Origin of the sequence: Rhizobacter sp. Root1221, from assembly GCF_001425785.1 — a bacterium.
Lineage (GTDB): Bacteria > Pseudomonadota > Gammaproteobacteria > Burkholderiales > Burkholderiaceae_C > Rhizobacter.
This window is the reverse complement of the sequence record NZ_LMDI01000012.1, coordinates 84,533-102,904: the sequence shown is the minus strand read 5'-3', so window position 1 is coordinate 102,904 and position 18,372 is coordinate 84,533. Positions and strand designations below refer to the sequence as shown.

Below are 18,372 nucleotides of genomic sequence, written 5' to 3'. Positions count from 1 at the left end.
AGGCCTGCATGGGTCCGCTGACCGGACTGAAGGTGCTTGAGATGGGCCAGCTGATTGCCGGCCCTTTTGCCGCCAAGACGCTCGCCGATTTCGGTGCCGACGTCATCAAGATCGAGCCGCCCGGCACGGGCGATCCGCTGCGCCAATGGCGGCTGCTGCATGAAGGCACCAGCGTGTGGTGGCAGGTGCAGTCGCGCAACAAGAAGAGTGTCACGCTCGACCTGAAGTCGCCCGAGGCCCGCGACATCGTGCGCCGCCTGATCGACGAGTGCGACGTGCTCATCGAGAACTTCAAGCCCGGTGTGATGGAAAGCTGGGGCTTCGACCACACCACGCTCGCCAGCACCAACCCTGGCCTCGTGATGCTGCGCATCAGCGGTTACGGCCAGACCGGACCGTACAAGGACCGCCCCGGCTTCGGCGTGGTGGCCGAGGCCATGGGCGGCCTGCGCCACCTGACGGCCGAACCGGGCCGGGTGCCGGTGCGGGTGGGGGTCAGCATCGGCGACACGCTGGCCTCGCTGCACGGCGTGATCGGCATCCTGATGGCGCTGCACCACCGCCACACCACCGGGCAGGGCCAGGTGATCGACGTGGCGCTGTACGAAGCCGTCTTCAACTGCATGGAAAGCCTGCTGCCCGAGTACAGCGCGTTCGGCGCGGTACGCGAGGCGGCCGGCTCGGCGCTGCCCGGCATCGCCCCGAGCAACGCGTACGCGTGTGCCGACGGCTGGGTGCTCGTGGCCGGCAACGGCGACAGCATCTTCACCCGGTTGATGGCCGCCATCGGCCGCGACGACCTGGCCCGCGACCCCACGCTGGTCGGCAACCCGGCCCGGGTGGCACGCGTGGCCGAGATCGACGCTGCCATCGGCGCCTGGACGGCGCCCCGCACCGTGGCCGAAGTGCTCGACACCCTGAACGGCTCCCAGGTGCCTGCCGGCCGGCTGTACACCGCGAAGGACATCGCCGAGGACCCGCACTACCGGGCCCGCGGCATGATCATGCAAGTGGTATCGGCCGATGGACTCGCGGTGGACATGCCGGGCATCGTGCCGAAGCTGAGCGCCACGCCGGGGGGCATCGTGCGGCGTGCACCCACGCTGGGTGAAGACACGGCGGCCGTGCTGCGCGACGTGGGGGTCACCGACGCCCAGTTGCAGGCGCTGCGGGAACGTGGCGTGATCTGACGGCGCAGCGGGATCCGTCATGAGCGCCATCCCCGACATCCCCCCTGACGAGGGCGTCAGCTACCAGCAGATGTTCCACGCGAACCCGCAGTCGATGTGGATCTACGCCCAGGACACGCTGCAGTTCCTCGATGTCAACGCTGCTGCCGTTGAACGCTACGGGTACACACGCGACGAATTCCTGCACATGACCATCGCCGACATCCGGCCGCCCCACGAGTTGGAGGCCATGTACCAGGCGGTGCGGGATGCGCGGGCCCGCGAAAGTGTTCCGGTCTCCGGGCCGTGGCACCACTACACCAAGTCCGGCGAATCGCTGTTCGCGCGGACGAGTTCACACGGCCTCATGTACCACGGGCGCGACGCGCGCCTCGTGCTCGTCATCGACGTCACGCGCCAGGTAACGATGGAGGCCGAGCGCGAGGCGATGATCTCCGCGTTGCGCAAGTCGCAGGAGCGGCTCGACGCGGCCATCACCGGCGGCAACGTGGGCCTGTGGGAACGGGACCTGATCGACCGCACGCTCTCCTGTGGCGGCCGCTGGGCCGACATCCTCGGCACCACCCCCGAGGCGTTCGGGCCGGTGACCGTGCAGAGCTTCTTTGCGTTGTGCCACCCGGACGACGTGCAACCGTCGTACGAGCGGCTGCGCGCATTCCTCCGCCACCCGGCCGCGTCGTACAGCGACGAGTTCCGCATGCGGCACGCCAGCGGGCGCTGGATCTGGGTGATGAGCCGCGGCCGCATCGCCGAGTTCGCGCCCGACGGCCAGGCCCGGCGCATGGTGGGCACGCTCGTCGACATCACCGACCTGAAGGCCGCGCAGGCCGCCCGGGAGCAGCAGCGCGCGGCCGAGCAGGCGAGTGCGATGAAATCGCAGTTCCTCGCCCGCGTGAGCCACGAGTTGCGCACGCCGCTGAACGCGGTGCTCGGGTTCGCGCAGCTGCTTCAGCTGGACATGCGTGTGCCCCTCACGCCCGACCAACGCGAGCGGGTGCGCTTCATCGAACAGGCAGGCCAGCACCTGCTCGAACTGATCACCGACCTGATGGACCTGAGCCGCATCGAGGTGGATGCGGTAGACCTGCAATCGGTGCCCGTGGACGTGGACGGGCTCATCAGCGACTGCGTGCAGATGGTGGACACGTCGGTGCGTGAACGCCACCTCCAGGTGGAGCGCAGCATCGACACCCCATCGGCCTGGGCGCTCGCCGATCCGTTGCGCCTGCGCCAGTGTGTGCTGAACCTGCTGTCGAACGCCATCAAGTACAACCGGCCCGGCGGCACCGTGCGCGTGGGCCTCGCCGCCGACGGCGCGAAGCACCTGACCGTGTCGGTGTGGAACACCGGCGACGGCCTCGACCCCGCGCAGTTGCAGCGCCTGTACGAGCCGTTCAATCGCCTCGGCCGGGATGCCGGACCGGAAGGGGGCACGGGCATCGGCCTCGCGATCACGCGGCAGTTGATCGAGCGAATGGGCGGCCGCATCGACGCGGCCGGCGCCCCGGGCGAATGGGCCCTGTTCACGCTGACGATGCGGTCTGCGGCATGAAACGCCCGTCCGGGGAAGCCCCGGCCGCCGATGCGGTTCAGCCCTCGTCGCGCTTGAGGTCGCGGAAGGCCGCGAACAGCCACGAGCGCATGCCCACCACCAGCGTGTAGGCGCGGCGGTCGGCAGCGGGCAGCTTCTGCCCCGCGAGGTGTTGCTGCGCGAAATCCTGGCCAAGCCTTTGCAGGCGCTCCACGAAGGCCTCGGCCATGCCGGCGGTGAGCTGGCCGTGCACGAGCATCATCATCTCGCCCACGTCGTCGAAGCCGCCGCCGAAGTAGTCGTCGGCCACGTGCTCGCGAAAGTACGTCATCACCGGGCCGTTGGGCCGCCAGCGGAAGGTCTTCGCCACCTTCAGCCGGTAGCGGTTCAGCGGGCGCAGTTCGATGATGCGCAGCCGGTCGAGCAGCTTGAGGTACACGAGGCACTCGGCCTCGTTCAGCGTGTACGTGCCGAGGATCTGTTCGAGGCTCCACTGGCTCAGGCAGCAGATCGCGATCAGCAGCAAACGGCGGTCGGCCACCACGGCACGCTCCTGTTCGAGCGTGAGTTCGCTGCGCAGCGGCTGCGCCTCGGCCACCTTGCGGGCCAGTTCGGCGAAGTCCATCTTCAACACCCGCAGCACGTCGTCGATGCGCGACAGCGGCATGTCGCCCTTCGCGAAGATGCGCTTGATGCTGGACTCCGACATGCCCAGGTGTTCGGCCAGGTCCGCGTACGTGACCTGGGAGGCTTTCAACTCGGCTTTCAGTGTGGTGACGAGGTCAAGGGTGGTGCTCATGGGGCAAAAAGTATCACCAAACGGTACCGGACGGTGCTTTCCCCAGGTCCCTCCTCAGGTGGATTGATACTCGGCCCGCCAGCACCGAAGATCCACCCATCGTTTTCCCAACCCACCCTGGAATCCCACCATGAAGACCCCCGCCGTCCGTCACGACACCCGCGCCTGGAAGCTGCAAGTCTGGGTGTCGTTCGGCCTCGCCGTCGGCCTGTGCGCCGTCGGCCTGGCCTACCTGCCCGGCGAAGACCTGCACCGCGCGTTCATGGTGATGGGCTACGTGTTCTGCCTGTCCACCGCCTTTGCGCTGTCGAAGTTCATCCGCGACAACGAGGTGGCCAAGAACGACACCCCGATGTGGTCGGTGGTGGTGTGGGGCGGTTTTGCCCTCGCGATGGGCCTGACGGCCTGGGGCCTGTACCGCATGGACATCAACCCGACCTACAAGGCCTTCCTCGGCGTGAGCTGGCTGTTCCTCATCTCGAGCGTGTTCACGCTGGCCAAGACGCTGCGCGACGCCCACGAAGCGAAGCTCGCCGAAAGCGGCCGCACGTTCGAGTAACCGGAGTTCCGACCATGACGTCCCTGAAATCCCTGGCCCTGGGTGCCACGCTGGCCGCAGCCCTGGCCCTGCACACCCCGGCGTTCGCCCACCGGCACGGCGACTCGGAGGCGAGCCTCGCGCTGTCCGCCCTGCCGGTGGCCGTGTCGGTGATCGCCCCGTCGATGGTGCTGTCGGCCGGTGCCGCGTTCTCCGTGGTGGCCGTCGAGGTCTCGGTGGACGGCACGGTCTGGATCCTGGAGCGGGCCGCCGACGGCGCCCGTGCCACGATCCGTTTCGCGGGCAAGGCCGCCGGTGGCCTGTCGCTGGCGGTAGGCACCGCGGTCACCGTGACGGCGATCGGTGCCGGCTGGGTGCTGTCGGCGGCCGGTGCGGCCATCGCGTTCATCCCGAACGAGGTGGGCAAGGCGCTGCTGTACAACGAGCGGGTGACGCGGTGAACCTGCGCCACGCCGCCGCCGGCTTTGCGCTGGCCCTCGCGCTCGCCACGGCGAACGCGGGCCAGACCTGCGACCAGAAGGCGCCCGAGGCCCAGGCCGTGGCCCGCGGCCTGTCGCTCGCCAGCCGGGTCGAGCAACACCTCAAGGGCACGGGCGCCCAGGTGGTGCTGATCGCCCGGGTGGGGCAGGACCTGCGCGAGTACGGCCAGCGCTACTCGCACTTCGGTTTCGCCTACCTGGACGGCGACAAGTGGCGCGTGGCCCACAAGCTCAACGACTGCGGCACCGACCACAGCGCGCTGTACCGCCAGGGCCTCGGCGAGTTTTTCCTCGACAGTCCGTTCGACTACGAAGCCGGCATCGTGGTGCCCACGCCCGAGGTGCAGGCCCACTTGCTGGCGGTGCTGCGCGACAACCAGCGCCTGGGCCAGATGCACACGCCGGCCTACAGCATGGTCGCGTACGCGTGGTCGCAGCAGTACCAGCAATCCAACCAGTGGGCGCTCGAAACGCTGGCGATGGCCCAGGAACCGGCGGCCACCGACCGCGTGCGCGCACAGGCCTGGCTCAAGCTCCATGGCTACGAGCCGGCCACGCTGCGGCTGTCCACGTTCAAGCGGCTGGGCGCGCGGGTCACCTCCGCCAACGTCGCCTTCGACGACCATCCGGACGCCCAGCGCTACAGCGGCCGCATCGCCACCGTCACCGCGGATTCGGTATTCCAGTGGGTTGCCCGCAGCGGCCTCGGGTCCCGCCCCATCGCAATCCGTTGATTCGGTGCTAAAACGCTTCCCGGCCCACCGAAGACCCCGCCAGAGGACACCGCTTGAGCACCGCCCCCCACCCCAACCAGTTCGCCCTGCTTTCCGAGCGGCGGTTCGCCCCGTTCTTCTGGACGCAGTTCCTCGGCGCCGGCAACGACAACCTGTTCAAGTTCGCGCTCACCGTGATGGTGACGTACCAGTTGCAGATCGCCTGGCTGAAGCCCGAGCTGGCCGGCCTCGTGATCGGGGCCCTGTTCATCTTCCCGTTCCTGCTGTTTTCCGCCACCAGCGGCCAGCTCGCCGACAAGTACGACAAGGCGCGGCTGATCCGCTTCGTGAAGTCGTTCGAGATCGCGGTGATGGCCCTGGCCGCGTGGGGTTTCGTGCAGCAGGACGTGCCCATCCTGCTCGCCTGTGTGTTCCTGATGGGGTTGCACTCCACGCTGTTCGGGCCGGTGAAGTTCGCCTACCTGCCGCAACACCTCGACGAGCGTGAGCTGACGGGTGGCAACGGCATGGTGGAGATGGGCACGTTCGTGTCCATCCTGCTCGGCAACGTGGCCGGTGGCCTGCTGATCGCCATCCCCGGCGTGGGCCCGCACTGGGTGGCCGCGGTGTGCGTGGCGCTCGCGGTGGCGGGCCGGGTGCTGGCCCATGCCGTGCCGGCCTCGCCGTCCACCGACCCGGGGCTGCGCATCAACTGGAACCCGGTCAGCGAGACGGTGCGCAACCTGAAGCTGGCGCATGGCAACCGCGTCGTCTTCCGTTCGCTGCTGGGCATCTCGTGGATGTGGTTCTTCGGCGCGGTGTTCCTGTCGCAGTTCCCGTCGTTCGCCAAGGAGGTGCTGCACGGCGACGAGCAGGTGGCCTCGCTGCTGCTGGTGGTGTTTTCGGTGGGCATCGGCGTGGGCTCGCTGCTGTGCGAGGTGTTGTCGCGCCGCCACGTGGAGATCGGCCTCGTGCCGCTCGGGGCCATCGGCATGAGCCTGTTCGCGGTGGACCTGTACTTCGCGTCGCGCGGCCTTCCGCCGGCGCAGTCGCTTGGCGTGGCCGCCTTCGTGGCCCAGCCCGCCCACTGGCGCGTGATGGCTGACCTGGCGCTGCTTGCGCTGTTCGCCGGTCTCTACAGCGTGCCCATGTACGCGCTGATCCAGCTGCGGTCCACCCCCAGCCACCGCGCCCGCATCATCGCCGCCAACAACATCCTGAACGCGCTGTTCATGATCGTCAGCTCGGTGGCGGTGGGCCTGCTGCTGAAGGCCGGGGCCACCATCCCGCAGGTGTTCCTGATCGTGGGCATCGCCAACGCGATCGTCGCGGGCTACATCTTCCTGCTGCTGCCCGAGTACCTGCTGCGGTTCGTGGCCTTCGTGGTCACCCGGCTCATCTACCGCTTCAAGGTGCGGGGCGACGAGCACCTGCCCACCGAGGGCGCCGCCATCCTCGTGTGCAACCACGTGAGCTTCATCGACGCCGTGGTGCTGATGGGCGCCAGCCCGCGCCCCGCCGTGTTCCTGATGGACCACCGCATCTTCAACATGCCCGTGCTCGGGGGGCTGTTCCGGCTGCTCAAGGCCATCCCGATCGCCCCGCAGCGCGAGGCACCCGAGGTGTACGAACGCGCCTTCGCGCGCGCCGCCGCAGCCCTCGACGCGGGCGACATCGTCTGCATCTTCCCCGAAGGGGCCATCACCAAGAACGGCGAGCTGGGCGAGTTCCGGGCGGGCGTGATGAAGCTGCTCGAACGCAACGCGGTGCCGGTCATTCCGATGGCGCTGCAGAACCTGTGGGGCTCGTTCTTCTCGCGGGCGGAGAAGGGCGTGGCGATGGCCAAGCCGTTCCGCCGCGGGTTCTGGAGCCGGGTGGGGCTGGTGGTGGGTGAGCCGGTGGCGCCTGCCGAGGTCACGCCGGAAGGCCTGCGCACACGGGTGAGCCACCTGCTCGCCAGCCCCCCATACCCGCAATGAGCCGCAAGCGGTTCGCCGGCCGGGTGGCCGCCATCACCGGCGCGGGTTCCGGGATGGGCCGGGCGCTTGCGGTCGAACTCGCGCGGCGTGGCTGCCACCTGGCGTTGAGCGACATCGACGACGCGGGCCTCGCGGAAACGGCCCGCATCGCTGCCGCCGGTGGCGTGACACTGACCCTGGCCCACGTGGACACCGCCAACCGCGAGGCGCTCTACGCCTGGGCCGAGCAGGTGGTGAAGAACCACGGCCGGGTGAACCTGCTGTTCAACAACGCCGGCGTGAGCCTCAGCGCCCCGCTGGCCGACGTGACCCAGGCCGACTTCGACTGGATCATGGGCATCAACTTCTGGGGCGTGGTGTGGGGCACGCAGGCGTTCCTGCCACACCTCACCGCGTCCGGCGAAGGCCACGTCGTCAACACGTCGAGCCTCTTCGGGCTGATGTCGGTGCCGCTGCACGGGCCCTACAACGCGTCGAAGTTCGCGGTGCGCGGCTACACCGAGGCGCTCCGCATGGAACTCGACGTGATGCGCTCCTGCGTGAGCGCCACCTGCGTGCACCCGGGTGGCGTGCGCACCGAGATCGCCCGGCGGGGCCGGGTCGACGCCCGCACCGAGGCCTACACCGGCCAGACGGTCGAAGCGGTGCGGGGCATGTTCGACAAGCTGCTCGACACCACGTCGTCCCATGCCGCCGCGCAGCGCATCCTCGACGCGGTGGTGCGCAACGAACGCCGCGTGCTGGTGGGGCGCGACGCCTGGTGGGCCGACAAGGCGGTGCGGCTGCTGGGCGGGGCCTACCAGGGGCTCGTGGTGTGGGCGATGCGCCGGGCAAGGTCGCGTTCGGCCGCGGGCTGACCAGGCACGGGCTGTGCTGCACAATGCGCCCACCCACTTCACCTGCAGCCCTTCCATGCAAGTTGTCACCCTCGAAACGAACGCAGTCTCGAAGATCCACCTGATCGGCGGCGAGAAGGGCGGGGTCGGCAAGTCGATGATTTCGCGCCTGCTCGCGCAGTACTTCATCGACCACGAACAACCGTTCGTAGGTTACGACACCGACCGGTCTCACGGTTCGCTGCTGCGCTTCTACACCGACTACGCGTCCCCCGCGCTCGTCGACCGCTACGAGGCGCTCGACCAGATCATCGAAAGCGCCGCCGAGGCCCCGGGCCGCCGCGTGCTCGTCGACCTCGCCGCGCAGACCCACGAACCGCTCGTCAAGTGGATGGAAGAAAGCGGCGTGCTCGACATGGCCGACCTGTCCGGCTTTGCCATCAACTACTGGCACGTGATGGACGCCGGCCGCGATTCGGTGGACCTGCTCGCCCGTCTGCTCGACCGCTTCGGCCAGCGCCTGCACTACGTGTTGGTGCTCAACCAGTTGCGTGGCGACGACTTCTCGCTGCTCGAGACGTCGGGCCTGCTCGACAGGGCCCTGGCCTTCGGTGCCAAGGTCATCACCATCAAGCACCTGCACGATGCCGTGGTGCAGAAGATCGATGCGCGGAACGCCAGCTTCTGGGCCGCCCGCAACCTGCCGGCGCCCGAAGGCCCGGGCCTCGGGCTGATGGAGCGGCAGCGCCTGAAGCTGTGGCTCGCGCATGCGTTTGGCGAGATCGCCAAGACACATCCGTGACCGAGACGGCCATGGTGTTGCTCGGGCTCGGCGTGGCCTTGTTGCTGGTCAACGGGTGGACCAGCTGGCGCCTCCGGCAGGCCGGCGACACCCTGCACAAGCCGCATCTGCACATCGCCATGGTGTGGCTGGCTCCGGGGATCGGCGCGCTGATGGCATGGGCCGGACTGCGCGCGGTGGCCCGGGCCACCACACCCCTCACGCTGCCGCCACCGGGCGACGTGGCACCCACCGAGGTGGCGGCCGGGTCCGCCACTTTTCCCCTCGACCAGCACCTCGTCTCGGCCGGAGGCTGGCCGCTGGTGGACTGGCAAGCCGCCGCAGCCTGGACCGGCGCCCTCGATGCAACGCTGGCCGCCCAGGCCCGCGACACCCTGCACCGCGGCTGGCTGCTGCACCTGCGGGATGCGTTGGGCGAGCACGTCTTCCTGCACGAGACGGCCGATGCCTACGTGCTGTCGTCGCTCGAACCACGCGTTGCCGCGGCCACCGCCAACTACATCGCCACCACCCGCCAGCGTGTGGCACGGGTGCTCCAGGGCCTGGCGCGGTATCCCGAGGGCCAGAAGAGCATCCTGCTCGTGCTGGACGACGAGGCCAACTACTACCACTACGTGTCGCAGTACTACCCGGACGGCGGGGAGTTCGCGTTCAGCGGAGGCATGTTCATCGATGCGGGCTGCCCGCATTTCGTCACGGTAGCCGCGGACTTGTCCCTGATCGAGCCCGTCATCGCCCACGAGCTGACCCACGCCGCGCTAGCGCACCTGAACCTGCCGCTATGGCTCGATGAAGGGTTGGCCGTCAACACCGAACGGCAGCTGGCGGTCACGCTCCCCAGTGTCCACACGCCGCGCGAACTGCAGGCCAAACACGCCGCCTTCTGGGGACACGCGGAGATTCAGGCGTTCTGGCGCGGTGAGTCGTTCCAGCGCACGGACGAAGGCAACTTGCTGTCGTACGACCTCGCCCGGATCCTCGTCGAACAGCTCGCCAAACCCTCGTGGCCCGCCTTCGCACGTTTCGTGACCCATGCGAAACGCGCGGATGCTGGCAATGCGTCCGCGAACGAGCACCTGGGCATCGACCTGGGGCCGAGCGCTTCCGCGCTGGTCTGCGACACCCCATCCGACCTGTGGACCCCTGGTGTCGGCGGGGTTCAAACATCGGCCGCCTGAGGCCTTGAGTTTCGCCGCGGCGGCCTGACCTGATTCGATTGCACACCGGGCCCCTGCCGTGTCGCTCGAAACCTTCCACCCCGCCGTCCAGGCCTGGTTCCGCCAGTCCTTCCCTGCGCCCACCCCGGCGCAGGCCGCTGCGTGGCCGCACATCCAGGCCGGGCGCCACACGCTCGTGGCGGCGCCCACGGGTTCCGGCAAGACCCTCACCGCGTTCCTCGCCGCGCTCGATGGCCTGGTGCGCCAGGGGCTGCGTCCCGGCGGGTTGCCTGACGAAACCGTCGTGGTCTATGTCTCACCGCTGAAGGCGCTGTCGAACGACATCCGGCTGAACCTGGAGGCGCCTCTCGCCGGCATCCGCACCGAACTCGCCCGGCTCGGCCTGCCCGACGTGGCCATCCGCACCGCGGTGCGCAGCGGGGACACCCCGCAGGCCGAACGCCAGCAGGCGCTGCGCCGGCCGCCGCACGTCCTGGTCACCACGCCGGAATCGCTGTATGTGCTGATGGGCTCGGCCTCGGGACGGCGGATGCTGGGCACGGTGCGCGCGGTGATCGTCGACGAGATCCACGCACTCGCCGCCAACAAGCGCGGCAGCCACCTGGCGCTCACGCTGGAGCGGCTGCAGGCGCTGACACCGCACCCGCTCACACGCATCGGGCTTTCCGCCACGCAGAAGCCCATCGACGAGGTGGCGCGTTTCCTGGCAGGGACGGCGCCGTGCGAGATCGTGGACATCGGCTACACGCGCGAGCGTGACCTCGCGCTCGAGGTGCCCCCGGCGCCGCTCAGCGTGGTGATGTCGAACGACCAGTGGGCGCAGGTGCACGCCCGGGTGGCCGAACTGGTGCTCGCCCACCGCACCACGCTCGTGTTCGTCAACACGCGCCGCATGGCCGAACGCACCGCCCGGCAGCTGGCCGAGCGGCTCGGGCGCGACGCGGTGGCGGCACACCACGGCAGCCTGTCGAAGGAAGCGCGGCTGGACGCCGAGCAGCGCCTGAAACGTGGCGAGCTGCAGGTGCTGGTTGCCACCGCGTCGCTCGAGCTGGGCCTGGACATCGGTGACGTGGACCTGGTGTGCCAGCTCGGGTCGCCCCGGTCCATCGCCACGTTCCTGCAACGCGCGGGGCGCGCGGGGCACTCGGTCGGCGGCACGCCGAAGGCCAGGCTGTTCCCGCAGACCCGCGACGAACTCGTCGAATGCGCTGCGCTGCTGGATGCCGTGCGGCGAGGTGAGCTCGATGCCCTGCGTGTGGTGCCGGCACCGCTGGACGTGCTGGCGCAGCAGATCGTGGCCGAGGTGGCCAGCCGCGAGTGGGACGAGGACGAACTCTTTGCGCTCATGTGCCGCGCGTGGCCGTTCCGGCACCTCACCCGCGAGCAGTACGCCGCCGTGGTGGCCATGCTGTCCGACGGTTTCACCACGCGCCAGGGGCCGCGTGCCGGCTACGTGCACCGCGATGCGGTGAACCGCCGGCTGCGCGAACGCCGTGGCGCACGCCTCACGGCCCTCACGTCGGGCGGCACCATCCCCGACACCGGCGACTACCAGGTCACGCTGGAGCCGCAGGCCGACCGCATTGGCACCGTGCACGAGGACTTTGCCGTCGAGAGCCTCGCGGGCGACGTGTTCCAGCTCGGCAACACGAGCTACCGCATCCTGCGGATCGAACCCGGCAACGTGCGCGTGGAAGACGCCCACGGCGCGCCGCCGAACATCCCGTTCTGGCTGGGCGAGGCGCCGGGGCGAACCGACGAGCTGTCGTGGGCGGTCTCCCGCCTGCGCGACGAGTTCACCCGTCAGTCCGACCCGCTCGGCTGGGCCACCGGCACCTTGGGCCTGGGCGAGGCCGCTGCGCTGCAACTGGTGGACTACCTGGGCCGCACGCTGACCGCGCTCGGGGCCATGCCCACGCAGCACCAGATCGTGTTCGAGCGCTTCTTCGACGAGGCCGGAGGCATGCAGCTCGTGATCCACGCGCCGTTCGGCAGCCGCCTGAACCGCGCGTGGGGACTCGCGCTGCGCAAGCGGTTCTGCCGCCAGTTCAATTTCGAGCTGCAGGCCGCGGCCACCGAGGACGCCATCGTACTGTCGCTGTCCACCAGCCACAGCTTCCCGCTCGACGAGGTGGCGCGCTACCTGCACTCGAACTCCGCGCTCGGCGTGCTGGTGCAGGCGCTGCTCGACGCGCCGTTGTTCGGCGTGCGGTGGCGGTGGAACGCCACCACCGCCCTCGCGCTGCCGCGGTTCCGCGGTGGCCGCAAGGTGGCGCCGCAGCTGCAGCGCATGAAGTCGGAGGACCTGCTGGCCGCCGTGTTCCCGGACCAGGTGGCGTGCCTGGAGAACATCGTCGGGGAACGCGAGGTGCCCGACCACCCGCTGGTGGCCCAGACGATGGCCGATTGCCTGCAGGATGCGATGGACGCTGAAGGTTGGCTCGCCCTGCTGCGCCGGATGGAGTCCGGCGCGGTGGCCGTGGTGGCGCGTGACCTTGCCGCACCGTCACCGCTGGCCGCCGAGGCGTTGAACGCACGGCCCTACGCGTTCCTTGACGACGCACCCATCGAGGAGCGGCGCACGCAAGCCGTCCAGAGCCGCCGGTACGCCGACCCGGACAACCCCGACGACCTGGGCCGTCTCGACCCCGCCGCCATCGCGAGCGTGCGCGAGGAGGCGTGGCCGCGGGTGCGCGATGCCGACGAGATGCACGAGGCGTTGACGATGCTGGGGCTGGTCACCTCCGACGAGGCCGTGGTGTGGTCGGATTGGCTGGCAGCCCTTGCAGCCGCGGGCCGGGCCACCCGGCTGGCCGGCGGCCCATGGACCGCGGCCGAGCGGCTGCCCCAGATGCGCTGCCTGTTTCCCGGCGCCGAGGAGGTGCCGGCGGTGGTGGTGCCGGCCGAATACGCCACACCGCCGGCAAGCCGCGACGAGGCGCTGCGCGACCTGCTGCGGTCGCGCCTCGGGGGCCTGGGGCCCATGCCGGCGGGTGCGCTCGCCGCGCAGCTGGGCCTGCCGCGGCACGAGATCGACGCGGCGCTGCTGGCCCTGCAGGCCGAGGGCACCTTGCTGCAGGGCCGCTTCACGCCGGACGCAACCGACACCGAGTGGTGCGAACGCCACCTGCTAGCACGCATCCACCGCTACACGCTCAAGCGGTTGCGCCACGAGATCGAACCCGTCGAACCGCGCGACTTCATGCGGTTCCTGTTCGAGTGGCAGCGGGTGGCCCCGGGCAACCGCGTCGAGGGCCGCGAGGCGCTGCCCGCGGTGCTGGCGCAGCTCGAAGGGTACGAGGCCCCCGCCGCGATGTGGGAGGCCGAGATCTTGCCGGCCCGGGTCACCGACTACGCCACGTCGTGGCTCGATGAACAGTGCACCGCCGGGCGCACGATGTGGACCCGGTTGCGCCCGGCGCCCGAGGCGGGCGGGGTCACGTCGCTGCGTTCGGCCCCGGTGGTGCTGCTGCCGCGCCGGCACGCCGCGCTGTGGTCGCGCCTCGCACCGGCGCAGGCAGACACCACCGGGCTCGGGGCGCGGGCCCAACGGGCTGCGGCGTACCTGTCCGAACACGGCGCCTCGTTTTTCGAGGAGATGCGCGAGGGCACGCGGCTGCTGAAAACCGAGCTGGAGGAGGCGCTGGCCGAACTCGTGGTGCGCGGCCGCGCTCACTGCGACAGCTTCGCCGGGCTGCGGGCGTTGATGGTGCCGGCATCGAAGCGGGACGCGCACGCGAGCCGCTTGCGCGGCCGGCGATCGCTGTTCGGCATCGAGGACGCGGGGCGATGGTCGCTCGTGCGCCCGCGCGACGATGGCACGGCCACCGCGGCCGAGGACCTGGAGCAGGCCGTGCACACCGTTCTGCGCCGCTACGGCGTGATCTCGTGGCGGCTGCTGGAACGCGAAGCCACCTGGTTGCCACCGTGGCGCGACCTCGTGCGGGTGTGCCGCCGGCTGGAAGCCCGTGGTGAATTGAGGGGAGGGCGGTTCATCGCGGGGATGTCGGGAGAACAGTTCGCCCTGCCGGAGGCGGTGGCGCTGATGCGCGAGGTGCGCCGCCGGCCCGCGGACGGGTCGTGGGTGTGCCTTGCGGCGGCCGACCCGGCCAACCTGCTGGGCACCGTGTTGCCCGGCCCCCGCCTGCCGCGGGTGGCGGGCTCGCGCGTGCTGTACCGCGACGGCGTGCCGGTGGCCACCAGCAGCGGCGGACAGGTGACGATGCTCGTGCCGCTGGCCGCGGAAGAGGCCCAGGCGGCCCGCCGCGCGCTCGTGCTGGACCCGGGCGTGCGGTGGGCTGCGGGCGCGGGCGCCTGAGCGCCGGGGTCAGTTCAGCCCGGCCTTGTCGAGCCCGAACGCCTTGTCCTGCGAGCCGGGCACGTTGCGGAACGCTGCGTTGGCGCGGTTCCAGCCGTTGATGGCCATCACCTGGAACGTCAGGTCCGACAGCTCCTTGTCGGACAGCTGCGTCCGCACCCGGTCGTAGAGGTCGTCGGGCACGCCGTGGGGCGGCAGTTGCGTCAACACCTCGGTCCACGCGAGGGCGGCGCGCTCGCGCGGCGAGAACAGCGTGGACTCGCGCCAGATGGCCACGTGGTGCACCCGCAGGTCGCGTTCGCCGTGGATCTTCGCTTCCTTGACGTGCATGTCGAGGCAGAAGGCGCAGCCGTTCATCTGCGAGGCACGGATGTTGACGAAATCGCGGATGCCTTGTTCGATCGTGCTGCCCTGCAATGCGTTGCTGAATTCGAGGAACTTCTTGGCGAGTTCGGGCGATTGCTGGAAGTAGTTGAGACGCTGGGCCATGGTGCTTTTCTCCGTGGGTTGTGGGGAACTACATCCATGAGACGAGCCATCGTGGCCGGTTGTGACAGCCCGCGCAAAAAAATGATTCGATCAATCCCGGATCAACCTCGGCACCGCTTGGCGGCCAAGGACGCCCCGGTGGCTCGCCAGGTGCAGGCGCTGATGCTGGACCCGGGGCGCGATCGATGCGGGTCAGCGAAGTCCCGATCAACGAGTTCCCTGATCCGTTCGGAGCCACCTGACCGAGGCATGGGTTCCACCAAGCGTCGCCATCAGAAGGAGAAGGGCAGCACCATCTGGCGTTCCCTTCGGCGCAGGCGATCCGCCATCTCCAGCGCCTTTTTTGCCTGGCGCATCTTCATCAGAGCGCCCACAACCCCAGCCGCATAGATGCAGATGAGGAAGCCGATGCCGGTGCGCTGCAGCAGAAGTGCCTTGGCAATGTGTCGAGCGAAGTCTGAATCGAGCAGCACGGAACAAAGAACGGACGCATCGTGTACAGAAAACCCGCCAGTCTCAGGCGCAGGTTGCCGGCACTGCTCAACGGTCAGGCTCGCCGGCTCGGCGAAAAAGTGGATCCCCGCGGCACGCACTTCCTCGGTCGTCGCGGAGAAGCGCTGGCCGCCCTCTTTCAGGCTGAAATAGCCGCGCTCCAGAAACCAAGCCGAACTGACAGTGATGCAGACCGACCAGAAGAGGGCCCAGACCGCCAGGGCGCGAATGAGCCTGCCCTGCCGCGGCAGGGGCCCCGTCAAGGCAAGTTGTTCCCTGTCGAAGTGGCGGCCCACGGCCCTGACGTCTGCGATGTCCTCGTCATGATCCTCCAGCCAGAGAATCAGGCGCCTGGACCCCTCCAGCGACCGCACACTGATTCCGGCGCTGTACCTGAATGCCATCAGGCTGGTTCGCTCATCGATGAAGCGCCGCACCGTCGCGTCGTGCAGGGCCGCCTTCCCGTGGACCAGCCGCCAGATCCGAAGCCTCAGCAAGTGTGCAGAACCCGTCCGCCAGAACACGTACAACGTGCCGGAGGCCGCCAACGGTCCGCCAATCGACACGAGGTACTTGGCCCACACTTCGAACAGCCCGACGAACTCTGGGTTTCCCAATGTCTCTCCCTGTTGATGCACGGGGCAGCGCTGCGCTGAAGCAGGTACCCGCGGGTCCAGGCCACGGCTTCTCGACGAGCAGGCCTGCAGGATTTCATTCTGGCGACGAGGGACATGCCCTGCCCGCCATCTCGTGTGGCATCGGCCTCTTGAACAGCACGCGAAGTGCGCCACGACTTTCGGCTTTCAAAAGGATGGCACCCGTCTGCGTTCCGTTGTAGCCAGGCTTGTCCAGCCGCAGGGTGCCACTCGCAGCGCTCAGAGCCTGCCGGGAATCGTCGATGACTTGCACCACTTCCCATCCCAGGTGGCCCAGCACCACCAGCAGCGCAGCCTTCCCGCAGGCTTGGGTTGGGTCGGGGATGGCGCGATTCAGTTCTGCAACGTCCTTGATCATCAGGTAGTCCCAAGTCTGCGTCGCAGGTGTTGGTTCCGCCTGTGAACACAGAGGGCACATGAGCGCAAACAGGCACGACATCAGAACGAATCTCATGACGCAGATCTCCAACATGGCGGGTGTCCCACGACGCCGGCGACAGCGATGTTCCGCTCCGCGGCGTACCGTGTCATCCCGAATGTTGACGATGACTGGAGGCCGGGGTCAGGCAGCGCCCGCCACGATCCGGTCGCGTCCGCCCTGTTTCGCACGGTAGAGCTGGCGATCGACCAGGTCGATGAAACTCACCGGGTCATCATTGCCGGACGGAACGATGGTGCCCACGCCCATGCTCACGGTGAGCAGCTGGCTGATGGGAGAGGCGGCATGCCGGATCTGCGTCTTGAAGATGGCTTGGCGGCAGCGGTCCGCCACGGCCTTGGCAGCGGCTTCGTCGCTGGCCGGTAGCAGCAGCACGAATTCTTCCCCACCGTAGCGCGCCACGAAATCGCGCGGGCGGTTGGCGGCCGACGACAGGGCCTGCGCCACACGCTTCAGGCATTCGTCACCTTCGACGTGGCCGTAGTGGTCGTTGTAGCGTTTGAAGAAGTCGACGTCGAACATGATCAGCGACAGCGGCTGCACGTTGCGCCGCGCCTCGCTCCATTCCTCGTCGTACACGGCGTCGAACTTGCGGCGGTTGGCCACGCCGGTGAGTCCGTCGCGGAAGGAGAGTTCCTCGAGTTCCTTCTGCAGGGCCAGCAAGGTCTCTTCGGTCTTCTTGCGCTCGGTGATGTCGAACATGAACCCCACCAGCGACTGGACCTGGCCGGCCTCGTCGCGCACCACGTGCACCACGTCGCGGATCCAGACGTACTCGCCGGTGGTGGTGAGCGCACGGTAGTCGGCTTCATGGTCCACGCCGGCCTGGGACTGCGACACGCAGAAGTTGACCACCCGCTCGCGGTCGTCCGGGTGCATGCGGGACGACCAGTCGTCGATGCCGACCCAGCTCGACGGCGCCCATCCGAGCAGGGCCTCGATCTGCGGGCCGATGTAGGCGAACGTGGCCGTGGCCCAGTCGATCTGCCACGGGATGGCGCGGGTCGATTCCAGCAGGGTGCGGTAGACCTGGCTGTCAGGTTCGATGGAGTCCATGGGGGACCTCTGGGCTGTGGCCTCGGGAACGGCAGGAGCATAAGGCCCTCCGTGGGTTGCAGCAAGAATCGGCCCCTCCGTGCAGCCCACCCGCCTCGCGCACGCCTACGGGATGTCCAGCTCGGGATACCGCCGGAAGATGCCTTCCTCGTTGAACGGGATGCGCCGCTCGCTCTGCAGGTACGCGCGCACCCGCGGCAGCGCGGCCACGCGGTCGCGCAGGTCCACGATGCCCGGCGTCTTGGCGAGGGCACGCGCGGTGGCCTGCGGGAAGGCGTAGGCGAGCCCCTCGATCAGCTGGAACAGCGACAGGTCGGCGTAACTCAGCTTGCCGCCCACCAGGTGACGCGGCCCGGCGGTGTTGTGTTGCACGATGTGCTCGAACCACTGCAGGAACTTCGGGATGCGGTCGCGGCAGAACCCCGTGGCACGGCGCAGCGCCTCGGGTTTCTGGTCTTCGTAGTACAGGTCGGCGCCCAGCGGGTGGTGGGTGTCGTGCGCCTCGGTGACCATGTCGGCGATGGTGAGCTGGATCTGCTGCGTCCACACACGCAGCTGTTCACTGCGGCTCACGAGCTTCAGCGTGGGCGCGAGGTAGGCCAGGATGGCCGCGGTCTGGCCCACGACGAAGTCACCGTCCCTCAGGTAGGGCGCGGCAAACGGCGGATTGGGCAGCTTGCTGCGCTGCAGGCCCTGCAACGTGGTGGCCAAGGCCTCGCCAGCGTCGCCGGCGCGGCGCGCCACGTCGGTGTACGGGGCACCCGCGGCTTCCAGCGCGAGCCGCACGAATTCGCCGCGGCCGGGGATGGTGGGCCAGTAGTGGAGTTCATAGGACATGCGGTGCACTGTAGCCTGC

General features: G+C 69.1%; 16 protein-coding genes. 10 read left to right on the top strand and 6 right to left on the bottom strand.

Annotation, left to right across the window (positions count from 1 at the left end; all coding sequences use genetic code 11):
- Positions 1 to 8: 8 nt before the first annotated feature.
- Both ASC87_RS10265 and ASC87_RS10260 read left to right on the top strand, forming a co-directional pair.
- On the top strand, positions 9 to 1,190 hold the full coding sequence (locus tag ASC87_RS10265) for a CaiB/BaiF CoA-transferase family protein (protein WP_056660498.1): 1,182 nt from the start codon (positions 9 to 11) through the stop codon (positions 1,188 to 1,190).
- A gap of 19 nt (positions 1,191 to 1,209) precedes the next feature.
- The gene (locus ASC87_RS10260; protein WP_056660495.1) at positions 1,210 to 2,742 is read left to right on the top strand and encodes a PAS domain-containing sensor histidine kinase; all 1,533 of its coding nucleotides are present in this window, start codon (positions 1,210 to 1,212) and stop codon (positions 2,740 to 2,742) included.
- A 37-nt stretch (positions 2,743 to 2,779) separates the two neighbouring features.
- Here the strand turns inward: ASC87_RS10260 and ASC87_RS10255 are convergent, their stop codons facing one another.
- Positions 2,780 to 3,520, bottom strand: coding sequence for a helix-turn-helix transcriptional regulator (locus tag ASC87_RS10255; RefSeq protein WP_056660492.1), 741 nt, complete (start codon positions 3,518 to 3,520; stop codon positions 2,780 to 2,782).
- Positions 3,521 to 3,650: 130 nt separating this feature from the next.
- Between ASC87_RS10255 and ASC87_RS10250 the strand changes: the two genes are divergently transcribed.
- From ASC87_RS10250 to ASC87_RS10215, 8 genes are read left to right on the top strand one after another with little or no spacing between them, the layout of a single operon-like run.
- Positions 3,651 to 4,079 carry a YiaA/YiaB family inner membrane protein gene (locus ASC87_RS10250; RefSeq protein ID WP_056660489.1) on the top strand — a complete coding sequence of 143 codons (429 nt, stop codon included), beginning with the start codon at positions 3,651 to 3,653 and terminating at the stop codon, positions 4,077 to 4,079.
- A gap of 14 nt (positions 4,080 to 4,093) precedes the next feature.
- A complete protein-coding gene (locus ASC87_RS10245; protein ID WP_056660486.1) occupies positions 4,094 to 4,519 on the top strand; it encodes a hypothetical protein in 426 nt (141 codons plus the stop codon).
- Positions 4,516 to 5,292 (top strand): DUF2145 domain-containing protein, encoded by a 777-nt coding sequence (locus ASC87_RS10240; protein WP_056660483.1) that lies wholly within the window; start codon positions 4,516 to 4,518, stop codon positions 5,290 to 5,292. Before ASC87_RS10245 ends, ASC87_RS10240 begins: the two co-directional genes overlap by 4 nt.
- Positions 5,293 to 5,345: 53 nt before the next feature.
- Entirely contained in the window at positions 5,346 to 7,250 is a 1,905-nt protein-coding gene (locus tag ASC87_RS10235) for an MFS transporter (protein ID WP_056660480.1), read from the top strand.
- Entirely contained in the window at positions 7,247 to 8,107 is an 861-nt protein-coding gene (locus ASC87_RS10230; protein WP_056660477.1) for an SDR family oxidoreductase, read from the top strand. Before ASC87_RS10235 ends, ASC87_RS10230 begins: the two co-directional genes overlap by 4 nt.
- 55 nt (positions 8,108 to 8,162) lie before the next feature.
- Positions 8,163 to 8,888, top strand: coding sequence for a mobilization protein (locus ASC87_RS10225; RefSeq protein WP_056661212.1), 726 nt, complete (start codon positions 8,163 to 8,165; stop codon positions 8,886 to 8,888).
- Positions 8,885 to 10,066 carry a hypothetical protein gene (locus ASC87_RS10220; protein WP_056660474.1) on the top strand — a complete coding sequence of 394 codons (1,182 nt, stop codon included), beginning with the start codon at positions 8,885 to 8,887 and terminating at the stop codon, positions 10,064 to 10,066. The genes ASC87_RS10225 and ASC87_RS10220 overlap by 4 nt, the downstream gene beginning before the upstream one ends.
- Positions 10,067 to 10,124: 58 nt before the next feature.
- On the top strand, positions 10,125 to 14,384 hold the full coding sequence (locus tag ASC87_RS10215; RefSeq protein ID WP_056660471.1) for a DEAD/DEAH box helicase: 4,260 nt from the start codon (positions 10,125 to 10,127) through the stop codon (positions 14,382 to 14,384).
- 9 nt (positions 14,385 to 14,393) lie between these two features.
- Here the strand turns inward: ASC87_RS10215 and ASC87_RS10210 are convergent, their stop codons facing one another.
- The 5 genes from ASC87_RS10210 to ASC87_RS10190 all read right to left on the bottom strand — a co-directional run bounded on the left by ASC87_RS10210 (position 14,394) and on the right by ASC87_RS10190 (position 18,353).
- Positions 14,394 to 14,873: a carboxymuconolactone decarboxylase family protein gene (locus tag ASC87_RS10210; protein WP_056660468.1), complete on the bottom strand. Its 480-nt coding sequence runs from the start codon at positions 14,871 to 14,873 to the stop codon at positions 14,394 to 14,396.
- Between the two features lie 272 nt (positions 14,874 to 15,145).
- Entirely contained in the window at positions 15,146 to 16,003 is an 858-nt protein-coding gene (locus ASC87_RS10205) for a DUF6216 family protein (protein WP_200954340.1), read from the bottom strand.
- 73 nt (positions 16,004 to 16,076) lie between these two features.
- Positions 16,077 to 16,475 carry a hypothetical protein gene (locus tag ASC87_RS10200; protein ID WP_235582130.1) on the bottom strand — a complete coding sequence of 133 codons (399 nt, stop codon included), beginning with the start codon at positions 16,473 to 16,475 and terminating at the stop codon, positions 16,077 to 16,079.
- A 108-nt stretch (positions 16,476 to 16,583) separates the two neighbouring features.
- The gene (locus ASC87_RS10195; protein WP_056660458.1) at positions 16,584 to 17,516 is read right to left on the bottom strand and encodes a GGDEF domain-containing protein; all 933 of its coding nucleotides are present in this window, start codon (positions 17,514 to 17,516) and stop codon (positions 16,584 to 16,586) included.
- A gap of 105 nt (positions 17,517 to 17,621) precedes the next feature.
- On the bottom strand, positions 17,622 to 18,353 hold the full coding sequence (locus tag ASC87_RS10190) for a glutathione S-transferase (protein ID WP_056660455.1): 732 nt from the start codon (positions 18,351 to 18,353) through the stop codon (positions 17,622 to 17,624).
- Between the last annotated feature and the right edge of the window lie 19 nt (positions 18,354 to 18,372).